14 protein-coding genes are annotated in these 13,609 nt (G+C 40.2%); 8 read left to right on the top strand and 6 right to left on the bottom strand.

What is annotated here, in order from left to right:
* Positions 1-173 precede the first annotated feature (173 nt).
* Positions 174-644 carry an Lrp/AsnC family transcriptional regulator gene (locus tag ACN6OV_RS00530; protein WP_427948733.1) on the bottom strand — a complete coding sequence of 157 codons (471 nt, stop codon included), beginning with the start codon at positions 642-644 and terminating at the stop codon, positions 174-176.
* Positions 645-974: 330 nt separating this feature from the next.
* Positions 975-1,739, bottom strand: a complete 765-nt coding sequence (locus ACN6OV_RS00525) for a glutathione S-transferase family protein (protein ID WP_427948732.1) — start codon at positions 1,737-1,739, stop codon at positions 975-977.
* Positions 1,740-2,010: 271 nt separating this feature from the next.
* On the opposite strand from ACN6OV_RS00525, the gene ychF reads away from it, so the two are divergent.
* Positions 2,011-3,102, top strand: coding sequence for a redox-regulated ATPase YchF (gene ychF, locus ACN6OV_RS00520; RefSeq protein WP_427948730.1), 1,092 nt, complete (start codon positions 2,011-2,013; stop codon positions 3,100-3,102).
* Between the two features lie 365 nt (positions 3,103-3,467).
* A complete protein-coding gene (locus ACN6OV_RS00515) occupies positions 3,468-3,818 on the top strand; it encodes a hypothetical protein (RefSeq protein ID WP_427948728.1) in 351 nt (116 codons plus the stop codon).
* Between the two features lie 60 nt (positions 3,819-3,878).
* On the opposite strand, the gene ACN6OV_RS00510 is transcribed toward ACN6OV_RS00515, so the two are convergent.
* Positions 3,879-4,418, bottom strand: a complete 540-nt coding sequence (locus ACN6OV_RS00510) for a DUF962 domain-containing protein (protein ID WP_427948726.1) — start codon at positions 4,416-4,418, stop codon at positions 3,879-3,881.
* Positions 4,419-4,521: 103 nt separating this feature from the next.
* Here ACN6OV_RS00510 and ACN6OV_RS00505 point away from each other — a divergent pair, with 103 nt between their 5' ends.
* Entirely contained in the window at positions 4,522-5,229 is a 708-nt protein-coding gene (locus ACN6OV_RS00505) for a Crp/Fnr family transcriptional regulator (RefSeq protein WP_427948725.1), read from the top strand.
* Between the two features lie 100 nt (positions 5,230-5,329).
* On the opposite strand, the gene ACN6OV_RS00500 is transcribed toward ACN6OV_RS00505, so the two are convergent.
* A complete protein-coding gene (locus ACN6OV_RS00500; protein ID WP_427948723.1) occupies positions 5,330-5,500 on the bottom strand; it encodes a hypothetical protein in 171 nt (56 codons plus the stop codon).
* Between the two features lie 400 nt (positions 5,501-5,900).
* A complete protein-coding gene (locus ACN6OV_RS00495) occupies positions 5,901-6,380 on the bottom strand; it encodes a hypothetical protein (protein ID WP_427948721.1) in 480 nt (159 codons plus the stop codon).
* A 106-nt stretch (positions 6,381-6,486) separates the two neighbouring features.
* Here ACN6OV_RS00495 and ACN6OV_RS00490 point away from each other — a divergent pair, with 106 nt between their 5' ends.
* From ACN6OV_RS00490 to dapC, 5 genes are all read left to right on the top strand, one after another.
* Positions 6,487-7,239 (top strand): AzlC family ABC transporter permease, encoded by a 753-nt coding sequence (locus ACN6OV_RS00490; protein ID WP_427948719.1) that lies wholly within the window; start codon positions 6,487-6,489, stop codon positions 7,237-7,239.
* Positions 7,236-7,583, top strand: a complete 348-nt coding sequence (ygaH, locus tag ACN6OV_RS00485) for an L-valine transporter subunit YgaH (protein WP_427948717.1) — start codon at positions 7,236-7,238, stop codon at positions 7,581-7,583. The genes ACN6OV_RS00490 and ygaH overlap by 4 nt, the downstream gene beginning before the upstream one ends.
* Before the next feature lie 328 nt (positions 7,584-7,911).
* Positions 7,912-9,126 carry a formate-dependent phosphoribosylglycinamide formyltransferase gene (gene purT / locus ACN6OV_RS00480; protein ID WP_427948715.1) on the top strand — a complete coding sequence of 405 codons (1,215 nt, stop codon included), beginning with the start codon at positions 7,912-7,914 and terminating at the stop codon, positions 9,124-9,126.
* A 30-nt stretch (positions 9,127-9,156) separates the two neighbouring features.
* Positions 9,157-11,823 (top strand): [protein-PII] uridylyltransferase, encoded by a 2,667-nt coding sequence (gene glnD / locus ACN6OV_RS00475; protein ID WP_427948713.1) that lies wholly within the window; start codon positions 9,157-9,159, stop codon positions 11,821-11,823.
* Between the two features lie 22 nt (positions 11,824-11,845).
* Positions 11,846-13,015: a succinyldiaminopimelate transaminase gene (gene dapC, locus ACN6OV_RS00470; RefSeq protein ID WP_427948711.1), complete on the top strand. Its 1,170-nt coding sequence runs from the start codon at positions 11,846-11,848 to the stop codon at positions 13,013-13,015.
* A 35-nt stretch (positions 13,016-13,050) separates the two neighbouring features.
* Here dapC and ACN6OV_RS00465 read toward each other — a convergent pair whose 3' ends face one another.
* Positions 13,051-13,563, bottom strand: coding sequence for a TonB C-terminal domain-containing protein (locus tag ACN6OV_RS00465; RefSeq protein WP_427948709.1), 513 nt, complete (start codon positions 13,561-13,563; stop codon positions 13,051-13,053).
* Between the last annotated feature and the right edge of the window lie 46 nt (positions 13,564-13,609).

The raw sequence follows: 13,609 nt of genomic DNA, 5'->3' as shown, positions 1-13,609 counted from the left end.
TTGGTTAGCACTTATATTTTAACGATTTGGGCTCAGGTTTTTTTATTTAAATTAGACTATGGGACAGCAGTGACCTTTGGGTGCGTTTTTTATGCGGTAAAGTTGAATAATCAACTCAATATAGACTGAAATTTGTTTCGGCAATCACTTTCAATAATCACCAATAAAGTCCGTTAAATTTTATTGAGCAAGCCATTACAATTAAATACATTGTATTGCTTAATCACGAAACTCGAATGCAGCGCAACCACATGTTCAATTTTTCCAATACGTTTGAGTAAAATTTCACTGTAATTTTCCATATCCCGTGCCACCACTTCAACCAAGAAGTCAGCAGACTGCCCTGTAACTAAAAAGGCATTAATCACTTCGGGAATACTTTCCAGTTCCTCTAAAAATTTCGCAAAAGTATCCGTGTCATGTTTACTCAGTGATACTTGCAAAATCACATGCAGGCTAAATCCTAATTTTTGATAATTAATTTCACGCTTTAAACCACTCATAATATTGTGATCGATTAGCTGTTTAATACGTCGATGTACTGAACTGACCGATAAATTTACGCGTTCTGACAGCTCATTTAAATTAACGTCTTCATGCGTCAAAATTTCTATAATTTGTTTATCGAAACGGTCCAGTTCCATATTGTTACTCCAGACATTGTTTGAAAGCATCGTGGTTGATTTGGAATCGACCAATTAACCACTTTAGTTTTCAATGTTATTTTTAAATTTAGCAATTGATTTGCATATTTTCTCAGATATACCATGCTTTATTAAAAATAATAAGTCTATTTCGACCTATAAATATATTTTTTCCCACAATTTTAAACATTATTTGAATGATTTTTCAGCACACTAAATAAATTATGACTCTCTTAAAAATCAAAGGCTGTCTTGCTCGATCACCTCGCCAAGACTAGCCCATTTTCGATCCGCAGAAAAAAACGCACTTTTTAGTGCGTTTTTTGTCTTTTAAACACCGCGCCAATCGACACGTGCATTACGCTCAGTTGCATAAATACGCTGCACATATTGCCCGAGCGGCAGTTCGCTTAATATCGACTTATATGCACGAAAATCTTCCGACAAGGTTTCACCATGTTCTTTTTCCCACGGTGTTCCCGCAATTTCTAAGAGCGGTGCCAGCATCGAACAGACTGCAATATCCGCTAAACCCAGTCGTTCACCAACAAAGTAGCGCCCACCTTGCTCAATAAGACGCTGATTTAAGATCAGTACAATTTCTTCGATACGTTGCCGTGATTGCTCGACTTTATCGGTATCAAGCTTATAACCTTTTGAAACTAAAGCTTTGATAAGCGGTTTTGAATATTTTTCAAATTGTCTTAAATAACCTTTTTCACCAATCAAAATCTCCAGTGATTCTTCACTTTCATTTAAGGTATGTGCCAGTCCCCAACGGCGGACATGCTGACCCAATTCAATTGATAATTCATCAATTTCTAGGGCTTGTTCACGCAATTTTACATCAGGTCGAATAAGGCTATGCTCTGGATAGACCTGATCTAAATACAGTGCAATTTGTGTCGAGTCTGCAACCCAATGATCTTGATCACGTAAAATTGGAAGTTTATTCTGCCCTGTTTTTAATTGTGCAAAAGCCCGATGCACACCCGGCATCAGATTATGGGCAATATAATCCAACTCTTTATGATCAAGTAACCAGCGCGCCTTTTCACAAAAATGTGAGAGTGGAAACTGGTAGAGAGTACGCATAAATGCTCCGATGCCTTGTGGTGACTGGAGTGAAGAAAATCCAGTGATTTTAGTGGGATACTTTAGTCACAGTATGCTTGAAACACAATGTCATTTTCATACTGATTATTCACTGTTTTGGCAAACTCATTTGATCGCACAGTAAAATCATAGCACCTCTTTGCTTGCAGTTTTATTACCGTTACGAAAACAAAATCCATAGCACCTGACTTTATTATGGCTTTCATGTAAAATCACCCACAATTTTTTATAATACTTTGTGAGTTATTTCATGGGTTTTAACTGTGGTATTGTCGGCCTGCCGAACGTTGGTAAATCAACGCTATTCAATGCATTAACCAAAGCTGCGATTGCCGCTGAAAACTTCCCATTCTGTACAATTGAGCCAAATACAGGGATTGTTCCTGTGCCAGATCCACGTATGGACAATCTTGCAGAAATTGTAAAACCACAACGTGTTGTACCAACCACCATGGAATTCGTGGACATTGCAGGTTTGGTTGCAGGTGCATCTAAAGGTGAAGGTTTGGGTAACCAATTCTTAGCCAACATCCGTGAAACGGATGCCATCGCTCATGTGGTTCGCTGCTTTGAAGATGAAAACGTGATTCACGTAAATGGCAAAATTGACCCATTAGATGACATCGCTACTATCAACACTGAGCTTGCACTGGCTGATTTAGAAACGGTAACTAAAGCAGTCACGCGTTTAGCAAAATCTGCAAAAGGTGGCGATAAAGAAGCAATCGCAACAAAGGCCGTTTTAGACAAAATTTTGCCATTATTAGATGAAGGTAAACCTGCTCGTGCAGCAGACTTAGACGATGACGAACGCAAATTGGTTCGTGGGTTTGGTCTGATGACATTAAAACCAACCATGTATATTGCAAACGTGGCTGAAGACGGTTTTGAAAATAACCCTCACCTTGAAGCTGTGCAAAAATTGGCGGCTGAAGAAAATGCGATTGTGGTTCCTTTGTGCAACCAAATTGAAGCTGAAATTTCATTGCTTGAAGATGAAGACCGTGCGGAATTCCTTGAAGCTTTAGGTATGGAAGAGCCAGGCCTAAACGTGGTTATTCGTGCAGGCTATGGCTTACTTGGCTTACAAACTTACTTCACCGCGGGTGTGCAAGAAGTTCGTGCGTGGACTGTTAAAATTGGTGCGACCGCGCCTCAAGCGGCTGGTGTGATCCACACTGACTTTGAAAAAGGCTTTATCCGTGCGGAATGTGTTGCTTACGACGACTTCGTACAATACAACGGTGAAGCGGGTGCGAAAGAAGCGGGTAAATGGCGTTTAGAAGGTAAAACTTACATCGTTCAAGATGGTGACGTTTTACACTTCCGTTTCAACGTATAAGTTGAACCATTTAAAAAGCCAGCTTGATGCTGGCTTTTTTATTGCCGATCTTTTGTTTATTTTTCAGCACTCCCCTACCTTCTAGTTAATAGTCCACTTCAATCTTGCTCATTTAACTTCTTAAGTATTTCTCATTCAGTTGATAAAACATGAAATTTTGAATCCAAAGTTCTCTTCAACTTAAATGTAGCTTAAGAACTTAAAATGATCTTAAAAACAAAAATAGACAGACAAACTTAATATCAGTTTTTTCGTATACTCAACACGGTTACTACGTATTATTTATACAGTCTCGATTAAATTGTTCTACAGGCGCTAATGCCTGTGTTAAAGAACAATAGCCATGAAAAAAATCAGTACAATACTTGCAACAGGTCTATTTAAGATGCTTAGAGCAACAGCATTTGCATGCCCTCAAGGCAGCATATTATCAGGCGCAAACGGCTGAAATCGCTGCCAAAATTGCAAATCGCGATGCCAAAGCTGCGAAATATGATGCAAAAAAGGCAGAGCAATTAGCGCATCGTAAATCTGTTAAAAATGAAGAAGTAGCACACAAAGACGCAGCACTTGCACGTCAAGATGCTCAACAAGCGCATAAAGCAGCTAAAACCGCTTCAAATGCGGCAAAAGCAGCATCCACAGATCTAAAGGTAAAACCTGAAATGCATAAAGTTACGACTACGCAGCCGAAAACTGCACCCGTAAAATCATAAAGAAAATAAGCTAAAAAAGCCGGTGATCTGCCGGCTTTTTATATATACAGCGCGAATTTATCAGGAATGGATAGAGTGCAAAGACTGTGCATCCATTGCAGCGCGTTGTTTCCGAGCTGACGTTAACATGCGTTGCTCTAGATCTTTACGAAAGCCGAGTAAAAAGACAAACTCCGCCAACACAAATAAAGGACCGATTGCCAATCCAATCACATCATCCAGAAAGGCCGGTTTTTTCTTTTCATAATAATGACCAATAAACTGAATGATCCAACCGACCACAAAAAAACCGATGCTCCATGCTAGCCAAGCGCCCAAACTCATGGCTGCAACTTTTAACCCTAAAGGATAGACTGCTGCAAAAACAAGCAACATGATAAAGCCAAATATTTTATCCAGATTCAAGTAATAAATCACACTGGCGATTATTAACACCAAGGCCAAGGTGATTTCCAGACTTGAAACATTCACACCTGCACGAGCAGTTAAACAAATGATTGAAAAAACAATCAGTGGAATCCCGATAAAATGACTAACAATATTTTTTCGATCTAAATGATATGCCGCGTACTGACTGAGCAACTGTTCTAATTTATTCATGAGGCAACTCCTTGTTCATCCATATCTTTCACTATATAAAATACTTAAGTTTCAAGTTGTCATATAACGGACAAGTTTGAATAATTTCACATAAGGATCTGTTGTGATTGAACCTTTACATCTGCTTCAGCTAAATAAAAACTTTTGGTACTCGGGTTTAGACCAGCACTTTAAGCACTTTATTTGTGACCATGCACACATCAGACAAATTGAAAAAGATTATCGTGTATTTCTATCGGGTGATGTATTTAATGGCATTTATGCGATCTTAGATGGTGCTATTCAACTTGGTTATATTGATATTCATGGTAAAGCAGCCATTGCTGCAATCGCTGAACCAATTATGTGGTTTGGCGAAATTTCATTGGTGGATGCACAGCCTCGCTCTCATGATGCCATCTCTCTTAAAAAATCGACGATTTTGCATATTCCAGCAGCGGCGATACAACAACTGCTCAAACAGCATCCTGAATTTTGGTTTCATATTGCACAGCTCACCAGTCAGAAACTCCGCTATGCATTTATGGAACTGATCTCACTACAAACCCAAAGCCTAAACCAACGTTTGGCTCAGCGTTTATTGTTTATTTTAAATGGTTATGGAAATCACCTAGAGATTGAACAAGATACCATTCATATTTCCCAAGAGCAGTTGGCACAACTACTGAATTGTTCAAGGCAATCTGTCAATCAAGCGCTTCAATACTTAGAAAAAATACAGATCATTAAAATAGCGTTTAAACAAATTGAAATTTTGGACTTAAAACTTCTGCATCAGGTTGCACATGCACTGCCTGAGTATGATCACTAATCGATCTCTGCTTGAATCTGGTGCAAACTAAAGCACCATTATTGTGCTTATTGCTGATTTTGCTTTTATTTGGAACACAATTTTAAAGGAGGAAAAAAACTTAAGACAACAACTGGCAAACATCTACACTGTCGAAACCATTACTACAGGCAGCTACTTCTGGACTTCCAACATGCGATTCAGTCTCTTTTTCAACGTGGGTATTCGCTTGAATATTTTGCACTGCGGCAAATGACATGATTAAACTTGCTAAAACGAATACTTTTTTCACTGACTGATCTCACTATTCAAATATTTCATAACATACAACGTATCTCGTAAAACCAATCATAGTTAATTTTATCAAATTATGATAATTCACATTTATGATCAGCTTATTATTCTTTCCTATTATTAATATTTTTTAGATCTTAGTTTTAAAAATTCAACCACCAAAATTGGCATAAAACCATATATAAAACCTAGAAAAATAATAGTTTAAATTAATATATTTCAATTATTTGCACAAAAAAACAATGATTTTAATCTAAGTAATGGCTACTGGTTTTAATAATACCCAATACATCTCACTATTTTAAAATTCTTTCATATTTAGATGGACTGACAATCAATTTAATCATGTTATGAAAATAACAACGCATAAAAAAGCAGTGGCTGAGCACTGCTTTAACTTAAACACCTACTTTTTTCGGATCCGTATTGCCTAATTCAGGATTATCAATGGCATCCTTACATTGCGCTTTGTCACGTTCATAATCCGCTTGTTTTTGAGCAACGGTCTTACTCTGCTCTAAAGTTTCACGCGCCCATATTTCTAAACTGGTCAGTGCTTTACGGCAAAGTGCATATTTACCTTCTGTCACAGAATCGGTCATTTTGACATTAATTCGCCATTCTGTACTGAGTTTACGTGCAGGCTTGCGGACTTGTTCATCAATGAGATTGCGTTGTTTTTTATACACCACCCCATCTGCTTGATTCATGAACGTCCAAGCTGCATGCGCATAAGTAGTTGCATCATTGGTCAGTTTCGGTGCGGCCTTAATTTCGACCTTCGGTTGCTCAGCACCATCATTACCACAGGCCTGTAACAATGCCGTACTGCACAATAATGAAGCAATCAGTATCCTACGCATCTTTAACCTCTGCATATCAGGCTCGTTTCAACAAACATATTCAATAATATGCTAGAGAATTCGCGTACAATACTCAACCATCATTTGACCTGTTGTTCAACTCTTTCAACAAAGGTGTGTCGTGTCCGAGCACAATCTTCCTACAACTCAACCTGCGGGTTTCTGGCAAGGTGCTAAAGATAGTCAGGCGATTATTTTTACCTATCTTCCTGTTTCTTTTGCATTTGGTGTATCTGCTACTCAGTTTGGCTTTACTGCATGGGAAGCTTTATTTCTCTCTTGCTCAATGTATGCCGGTGCCAGTCAATTTCTAGTCGTTGCACTGTTAGGAAGTGGTACTTCGATTTGGATGACCGCCCTTACGGTGATTGCGCTCGATATTCGTCATTTACTCTATGGCCCTGCACTACAAAACTTGATTCAAGATCGTCTCAATCTCAAAAAGACGGCAATTTGGTCTTGGGGCTTAACCGATGAAGTGTTTGCCTCGGGTATGATTAAACTGTCACAACGCCGTCAGGAATGGTCTGAATCTTGGATGTTGGGTCTCAGTTTATTTAGCTGGTTATCTTGGGCAACTGGTTCTTTCTTAGGCGGCTTATTTGCCGATCAAGTCAGTAACCTTCCGCAGTTTCTACAAGCTGCACTCGATTTCTTATTGCCAGCCCTCTTCTTAAGCTTTTTATTGGCTGCATTTGAGAAAAAACATACCTTTGTTGTTGCCGTTACCATTCTTGTATCGGCCATTGCTTGCTACTTAATTGATTTATCCGCTGCAATTTTTATCGGTATTTCATCTGGTATTTTTGCAGGCTTATTCAAACATTATGTCCTGAAAAAACCTGACCCAGAACATATGGGAGATGCAGCATGAATCTCGAAATTATTTTAGTCGGCATTTTAGTCGGCATTGCCAATTTTGCTTCACGCTTTGGGCCATTTTTTGTCATTCAAAAATTCCAACAAGGCTCGCAAAGACGCGGTGCGCTCTGGCTGAAAATTGCCTTAGGCGCTATTGGTATTGCTGCAATTAGTTCTATGCTGGTGGTTGCAACCTTGCCTCCACTTTTAGAAACACCCAATAAAAGCTTTGCCATGTTGGTTGGATTTACCGTACTCACCGGTTTGTACTTTAAGTTTAAACGCATTGTTTTAGCGACACTGACCGCAGCATTGTCTTATGGTCTAGTCTATACCTACATGCCTGTAAGCTTTTAGTTCATTTTCATAAAAATATTTAAGCTCAAAGTGATTATTTGCTTTGGGCTTTTTTATGCCCCTAGCATTAAAATATTTGATCGCGTTATTTCTCAGATTGAGCCACTTTAAATTGTATATAATTCCCCTTCATTTTGTTCTTTCTAACTCCATCTGTTCCAAACTTAATTCTTTGAATTCTAAAGCTATTCGTCTATATCAATAACCCTGTTCAATCGAGTACCAGTTATAAATAAAATTGTTGGACAATATCATTTATTTATGTGAATACCGCCTTATCTCCTGAACAAGTTCTGCTATGCTTAAAACCCCATAAAATCAAGCATGGATGATTTACATGAGCGTAACTCTTGGTACTCCACTTCAATCTTCTGCGTTTAAAGTTTTACTACTGGGTTCAGGTGAACTTGGTAAAGAGGTCGTAATTTCACTACAACGATTAGGGGTCGAAGTCCATGCTGCAGACCGCTATGACCATGCACCAGCGATGCAAGTTGCGCATTTTTCTTATACTTTAAATATGGCAGATGCCACAGAACTCAAACAACTAATTGAAAAAATCAAACCCAATCTTATTGTTCCTGAAATTGAAGCGATTGCGACTCAAGTTTTGATTGAAATTGAAGAACAAAATATCGCAACGGTTATCCCTTCAGCCAAAGCCGTTAACCTCACCATGAACCGCGAAGGCATTCGTCGCCTTGCAGCAGAAGAATTGGGGCTACCAACTTCGGCTTATCGTTTTGCGGACACCTTGGAGTCTTTCCGCGCTGCCTGTGATGACATTGGTTATCCAAACTTTGTTAAACCGGTGATGTCTTCTTCAGGTAAAGGGCAATCACGCGTTAAAAATTTCGAAGAAGTCGATGCCGCTTGGGAATATGCGCAAACAGGTGGTCGCGTCAATCAAGGCACTGTGATTGTAGAATCACAAATTGATTTTGACTTTGAAATTACCCTGCTGACTGTCCGTGCAAAAAATGCCGAAACAGGTGAGGTTGAAACATCGTATTGCGACCCGATTGGTCATCGTCAAGATGCAGGTGATTATGTTGAAAGTTGGCAGCCACAGCAAATGACCCATGCTGCACTAGATGAAGCTAAACGCATTGCCAATAAAGTCACCGTTGCCTTAGGAGGCTGTGGTATTTTTGGCGTGGAACTGTTTGTCAAAGGCGATAAAGTGTGGTTTAGTGAAGTATCACCTCGTCCACACGATACCGGCCTAGTCACCCTAGCCTCTCAATTCCAAAGTGAATTTGAATTGCATGCGCGCGCTATTTTGGGTCTACCTGTCAATACAGCTCGACATAGTACTGCTGCAAGTGCAGTGATCTATGCAGGTGTGGATGATACAAATTTATCATTTACTGGCTTAAATCTTGCTTTAGCAAATGCAAACACTGATTTACGTCTTTTTGGTAAACCAGAAGGCTTTAAACGTCGCCGTATGGGTGTTGCAACTGCACGTGCTGAAACGACCGATCAAGCCCGTGAACTTGCACAACATACTGCACAACAAGTCAGTGTTCAACAAAACTAAGTTTGTAACGCCTTAAACGGACAACTGTTTATGATCAATACGCATCCTCTGCTGAATTACATTAAAAGTAACCACGATATTCAGGCCATTAACCAATGGCGAACTGATGTTGAAAATCAGCTTCAAGAATGTTTTGAAAATGGACAGTCGATCCGTGAAGTAATTCTGGCACGTTCAAACTTAATTGATGAGGCATTAAAGTTTTTATGGGCGCATGCTGAACTCGACAGTACTGACCTCGGCTTATTTGCCGTTGGCGGTTATGGCCGTCGTGAAATGTTGCCCTATTCCGATGTCGATATCATGATTTTGTCAGAAGATGAAATCAGTCCTGAACAAGAAAAACTGATTTCAACCTTTATTTCTTCACTGTGGGATGTTGGTAACTTTAAACCGGGCATCAGTGTGCGCACGATTAATGATTGTGTGCATCAAGCCACCAATGATTTAACTGTAGCTACTGCCTTGATTGAAGCGCGTTTAATTGTCGGGAATACCCATTTAGCCAAATGGCCGCGCCGTATCGTGTCGCAGACTTGGACAGATAAAACCTTCTTTGATGCCAAAATGCAAGAGCAGGCAAAACGCCATGCACAGCATAATAATACCGAAAGCAATTTAGAACCCGATATTAAAAATGCACCGGGTGGCATTCGTGACATCAACCAAATTGGCTGGATTGCCAAACGGCATTTCCGCGTCAACCGTATTTACGATTTGGTTCACTTAGGCTTTATTTCTGAGTTTGAACTTGGTGTGCTCGAAGAAACCGAAAGTTTCTTGTGGGAAATTCGTCATTATTTACATCGTTTGACCAAGCGCGATGAAAACCGCTTATTATTCGACTATCAACGTGATATCGCCGCAATGTTTGGCTACCAGCGTGAAGAAGGTAGATCACCGAATTATCCAATCGAACAATTCATGAAACGCTACTACCGTAGCGCGCAGCAAGTTTCGACCTTAAACGAAATGTTATTGGCCTACTTCAATGAATCTGTCATTGCGCCACGTTTGCCCGACTATGAACGAAAAATTGAAGAAATTAATGCCAACTTCAAATTGGTCGATGGCAAATTAGCTGTTCAACATCATAAAGTTTTCTCTGAAAATCCAAGTGCTATCCTCGAAATTTTCTATTTATTGGCCAATCGCCCTGAAATTGAAGGGATTCGGGCACGAACCCTGCGTCTATTAACTTTAGCCGCAAAACGTATCGATCAAAGCTACCGCAACAACCCGATTCATCAAGCACTGTTCATGGCGATTATTCGTTCACCGTACCGTTTGTACGACACCATGGTCACGATGAAACGCTATGGCGTCTTGGGCAATTACATTCCTGCCTTTGGTCAAATCATGGGCTTGATGCAATATGACTTGTTTCATATCTACACCGTCGATGCACATACCCTGCTTTTACTGCGTAATTTAAATCGTTTTAAAGAACCTGAATTTGCCAAAGACTTCCCTGTAGTCAGTTCTGTGTTCCAACGTTTAACCCGTCGTGACATCGTGTATCTTGCGGCTATTTTCCATGACATTGCCAAAGGTCGTGGCGGCGACCATAGTGAACTGGGTGCGAAAGATGCAATTGAATTTTGTCGTGCACATGGTTTTACCGAACGTGAATGTAATTTAGTTGCATGGCTAATTCAAAATCACCTTCTCATGTCAGTCACAGCCCAGAAAAAAGATATTTCTGACCCAGATGTGGTGAAAGTGTTCGCAGAAAAAATGGGCGACATGGAGCATCTCGACTATCTGTACACTCTCACTGTCGCTGACATCAATGCCACCAACCCAACGCTCTGGAACACTTGGCGTGCCTCATTAATGCGTCAGCTCTACACTCAAGCACGTGATGTAATTCGTTCGGGTTTAGACAGACCAGTCGATTATCAAATGCTGATTGAAGACACCAAGTTCGCTGCCAGCGAATTATTGGTTAATGATTTCTCTTTATATGACGTTGAAACGGTTTGGCAAGAACTCGGCGACGAATATTTTATTAAAGAATCCGCAGATGAAATTGCATGGCATACCCGTGCCATTTTACAACATGGTAATAATGCCGAACCGCTCGTACTAATGCGTGCACATCGTAAGTTTGCGCAAGATGCGGTACAAATCTTTATTTATACCCAAGATCAGCCTAACTTATTTGCAACGACTGTGGCGATTTTAGACCGAATGAACCTTGATGTTCAGGATGCACGTATTATTACTGCATCGACGGCTTTCAGTTTAGATACCTATGTAGTACTTGACCGCTTTGGCACATTACTCACAGATCCTGAGCGTGAGCAGACGGTTATCGAAGCATTGAAGAAAGCCCTGAGTCAGTCCGATAAATACCCAGGCCTGATGCAACGCCGCATTCCGCGCCAACTTCGCCATTTTGACATTGAAAATACTGTGACAATTTCGCTCAATGCTGCTTTACAGCAAAATATGGTAGAAATTGCCACGCTTGACCATCCCGGCTTACTCGCCAAAGTGGGTGGATTATTTATGATGCAGGGTTTAGATATTCACTCGGCCAAAATTGCAACATTAGGTGAACGTGCTGAAGATATATTCTTTGTGACTAAAAAAGATGGCTCGCCGATGAGTGGTACTGAAGCCGCAACTTTTGCAGCACAGCTCAAGTTGGCGTTAGATGAAGCCTCGAATCAGGTTTCAAGTCATCATTAATTTAAATTGATCGGTATATTCCATGAACTCCAGTTTGTCATTATTGCACCCTTATCCGTTCGAAAAACTGAATAAACTTTTTCAGGATGTTCAACCCGCAAATTTGCCTTTAATTCCACTTTCGATTGGTGAACCGAAGCATCCAGCACCAGCATTTGTAAAACAGGCAATTATTGACAACTTCCAACACCTCTCCACCTATCCGAATAGCAAAGGTTTACCTGAACTGCGTACCAGTATTGCAAATTGGCTCACACGTCGTTTTAAATTGAATCACATCAGTGCAGACAGCAATATTTTGCCTGTGTCAGGAACCCGTGAAGCGATTTTCTCTTTTGTCCAAGCGTTAATTAATCGAGAAGATGCGCCTTATGTGGTGATGCCTAATCCGTTTTATCAAATTTATGAAGGTGCCACGCTGCTTGCAGGCGCAAAACCATATTTCATCAATTGTACCGAAGAAAATAATTACCTCGGGGATTTCGATACTGTCCCTGCCGAAGTTTGGGAAAAAACGGCACTATTATTTGTCTGTACCCCGGGCAATCCCACAGGTGCAGTCCTATCCAAAGAACAGTTTAAAAAACTGATTGCACTTTCTGACCAATATGGTTTTGTCATTGCTTCAGATGAATGCTATTCCGAACTTTGGTTTGATGAAGCACCTGTTGGCTTACTTGAAGTCTGTGCTGAAATCGGCCGTGATGATTATAAAAATTGTGTGGTGTTCCACTCATTGTCTAAACGTTCAAACCTGCCGGGGATGCGTTCTGGTTTTGTCGCGGGTGATGCGGCATTGTTGAAACCTTATTTGCAATACCGTACTTATCACGGAGCTGCAATGCCTGTTCAACACCAATTGGCCTCTATTGCTGCTTGGGATGATGAAGCGCATGTTGAAGAAAACCGCGTGCAATATCGTGCCAAGTTTGACTTATTCCAACGTGAATTAGGTCACTTGCTGCCGTTTAAAAAACCTGATGCAGGTTTCTACTATTGGTTAAAAATTGATAATGATGAAAGTTTTGCCAAAATGCTGATGGAAAAAGCCCATGTCAAAGTTTTACCGGGTCGTTATTTATCACGTGATACGGAACAAGGGAATCCTGGTGAAAATCATGTCCGTCTTGCTTTGGTTGCAGATATTGCACAATGTGAAGAAGTGATCCGCCGTTTAAAAGCAGTGCTTTAATTTTCCTTCAATTTAAATACAAAAAAATCCACTGTTTACAGTGGATTTTTTACATCAAAGCTCTGAATTACAGCGTAAGTTAAATTTTTATCTACCAGTGGGATCGGATCAAGCCGCGCAACTTGTAGCGCCTTTTGAATTTTTTGATCTGCTGATTTTGAACCCGAGCTTTGCACAATTCGGGACGCCCCGATATATCCTGTTGCCGCAATTACGGTAAGTTCTATTTTCACAGGATGCTGATAGCCTTTCATGTCCTGAGCGTTCAGCACATACTGCGGCGCATTTACCCACGACACCTCATAATTTTTTATTTTAGTTTTTGGGTTGATGACATCAGAAACCCGTGTAGGTTGATATTCTGCTACTGGCGTTTTCAATATTTTAAGTAGCTCTTCCACCCGAGGGTCAGTAGATTCAGCCGCTATGCTATTAATTACATTATGTTGAACGATCTGTGCTGTTGCAGCCCAAGTTGGCGCGATATGACCACATAGCGAAATGAACAATAAGGCACACAAACTTTTATTTCCAAATACAGCCAACATACAACCACTCTAAAAATCTCTGTATTATAGCTAAATTCTAAAAATA

It is taken from the genome of Acinetobacter sp. (assembly GCF_050285345.1).
GTDB lineage: Bacteria > Pseudomonadota > Gammaproteobacteria > Pseudomonadales > Moraxellaceae > Acinetobacter.
Note: the sequence above shows the minus strand (reverse complement) of the source record. Positions and strands in the feature narration are given on the sequence as shown.

What these genes read in the sequence shown, in the direction of transcription:
- purT (WP_427948715.1), top strand. Translation starts at nt 7,912, where the DNA reads ATGATTTACATGAGCGTAACTCTTGGTACTCCACTTCAATCTTCTGCG.
- ACN6OV_RS00525 (WP_427948732.1), bottom strand. Translation starts at nt 1,739, where the DNA reads ATGCGTACTCTCTACCAGTTTCCACTCTCACATTTTTGTGAAAAGGCG.
- ACN6OV_RS00465 (WP_427948709.1), bottom strand. Translation starts at nt 13,563, where the DNA reads ATGTTGGCTGTATTTGGAAATAAAAGTTTGTGTGCCTTATTGTTCATT.
- ychF (WP_427948730.1), top strand. Translation starts at nt 2,011, where the DNA reads ATGGGTTTTAACTGTGGTATTGTCGGCCTGCCGAACGTTGGTAAATCA.
- ACN6OV_RS00495 (WP_427948721.1), bottom strand. Translation starts at nt 6,380, where the DNA reads ATGCAGAGGTTAAAGATGCGTAGGATACTGATTGCTTCATTATTGTGC.
- glnD (WP_427948713.1), top strand. Translation starts at nt 9,157, where the DNA reads ATGATCAATACGCATCCTCTGCTGAATTACATTAAAAGTAACCACGAT.
- dapC (WP_427948711.1), top strand. Translation starts at nt 11,846, where the DNA reads ATGAACTCCAGTTTGTCATTATTGCACCCTTATCCGTTCGAAAAACTG.
- ACN6OV_RS00530 (WP_427948733.1), bottom strand. Translation starts at nt 644, where the DNA reads ATGGAACTGGACCGTTTCGATAAACAAATTATAGAAATTTTGACGCAT.
- ygaH (WP_427948717.1), top strand. Translation starts at nt 7,236, where the DNA reads ATGAATCTCGAAATTATTTTAGTCGGCATTTTAGTCGGCATTGCCAAT.
- ACN6OV_RS00510 (WP_427948726.1), bottom strand. Translation starts at nt 4,418, where the DNA reads ATGAATAAATTAGAACAGTTGCTCAGTCAGTACGCGGCATATCATTTA.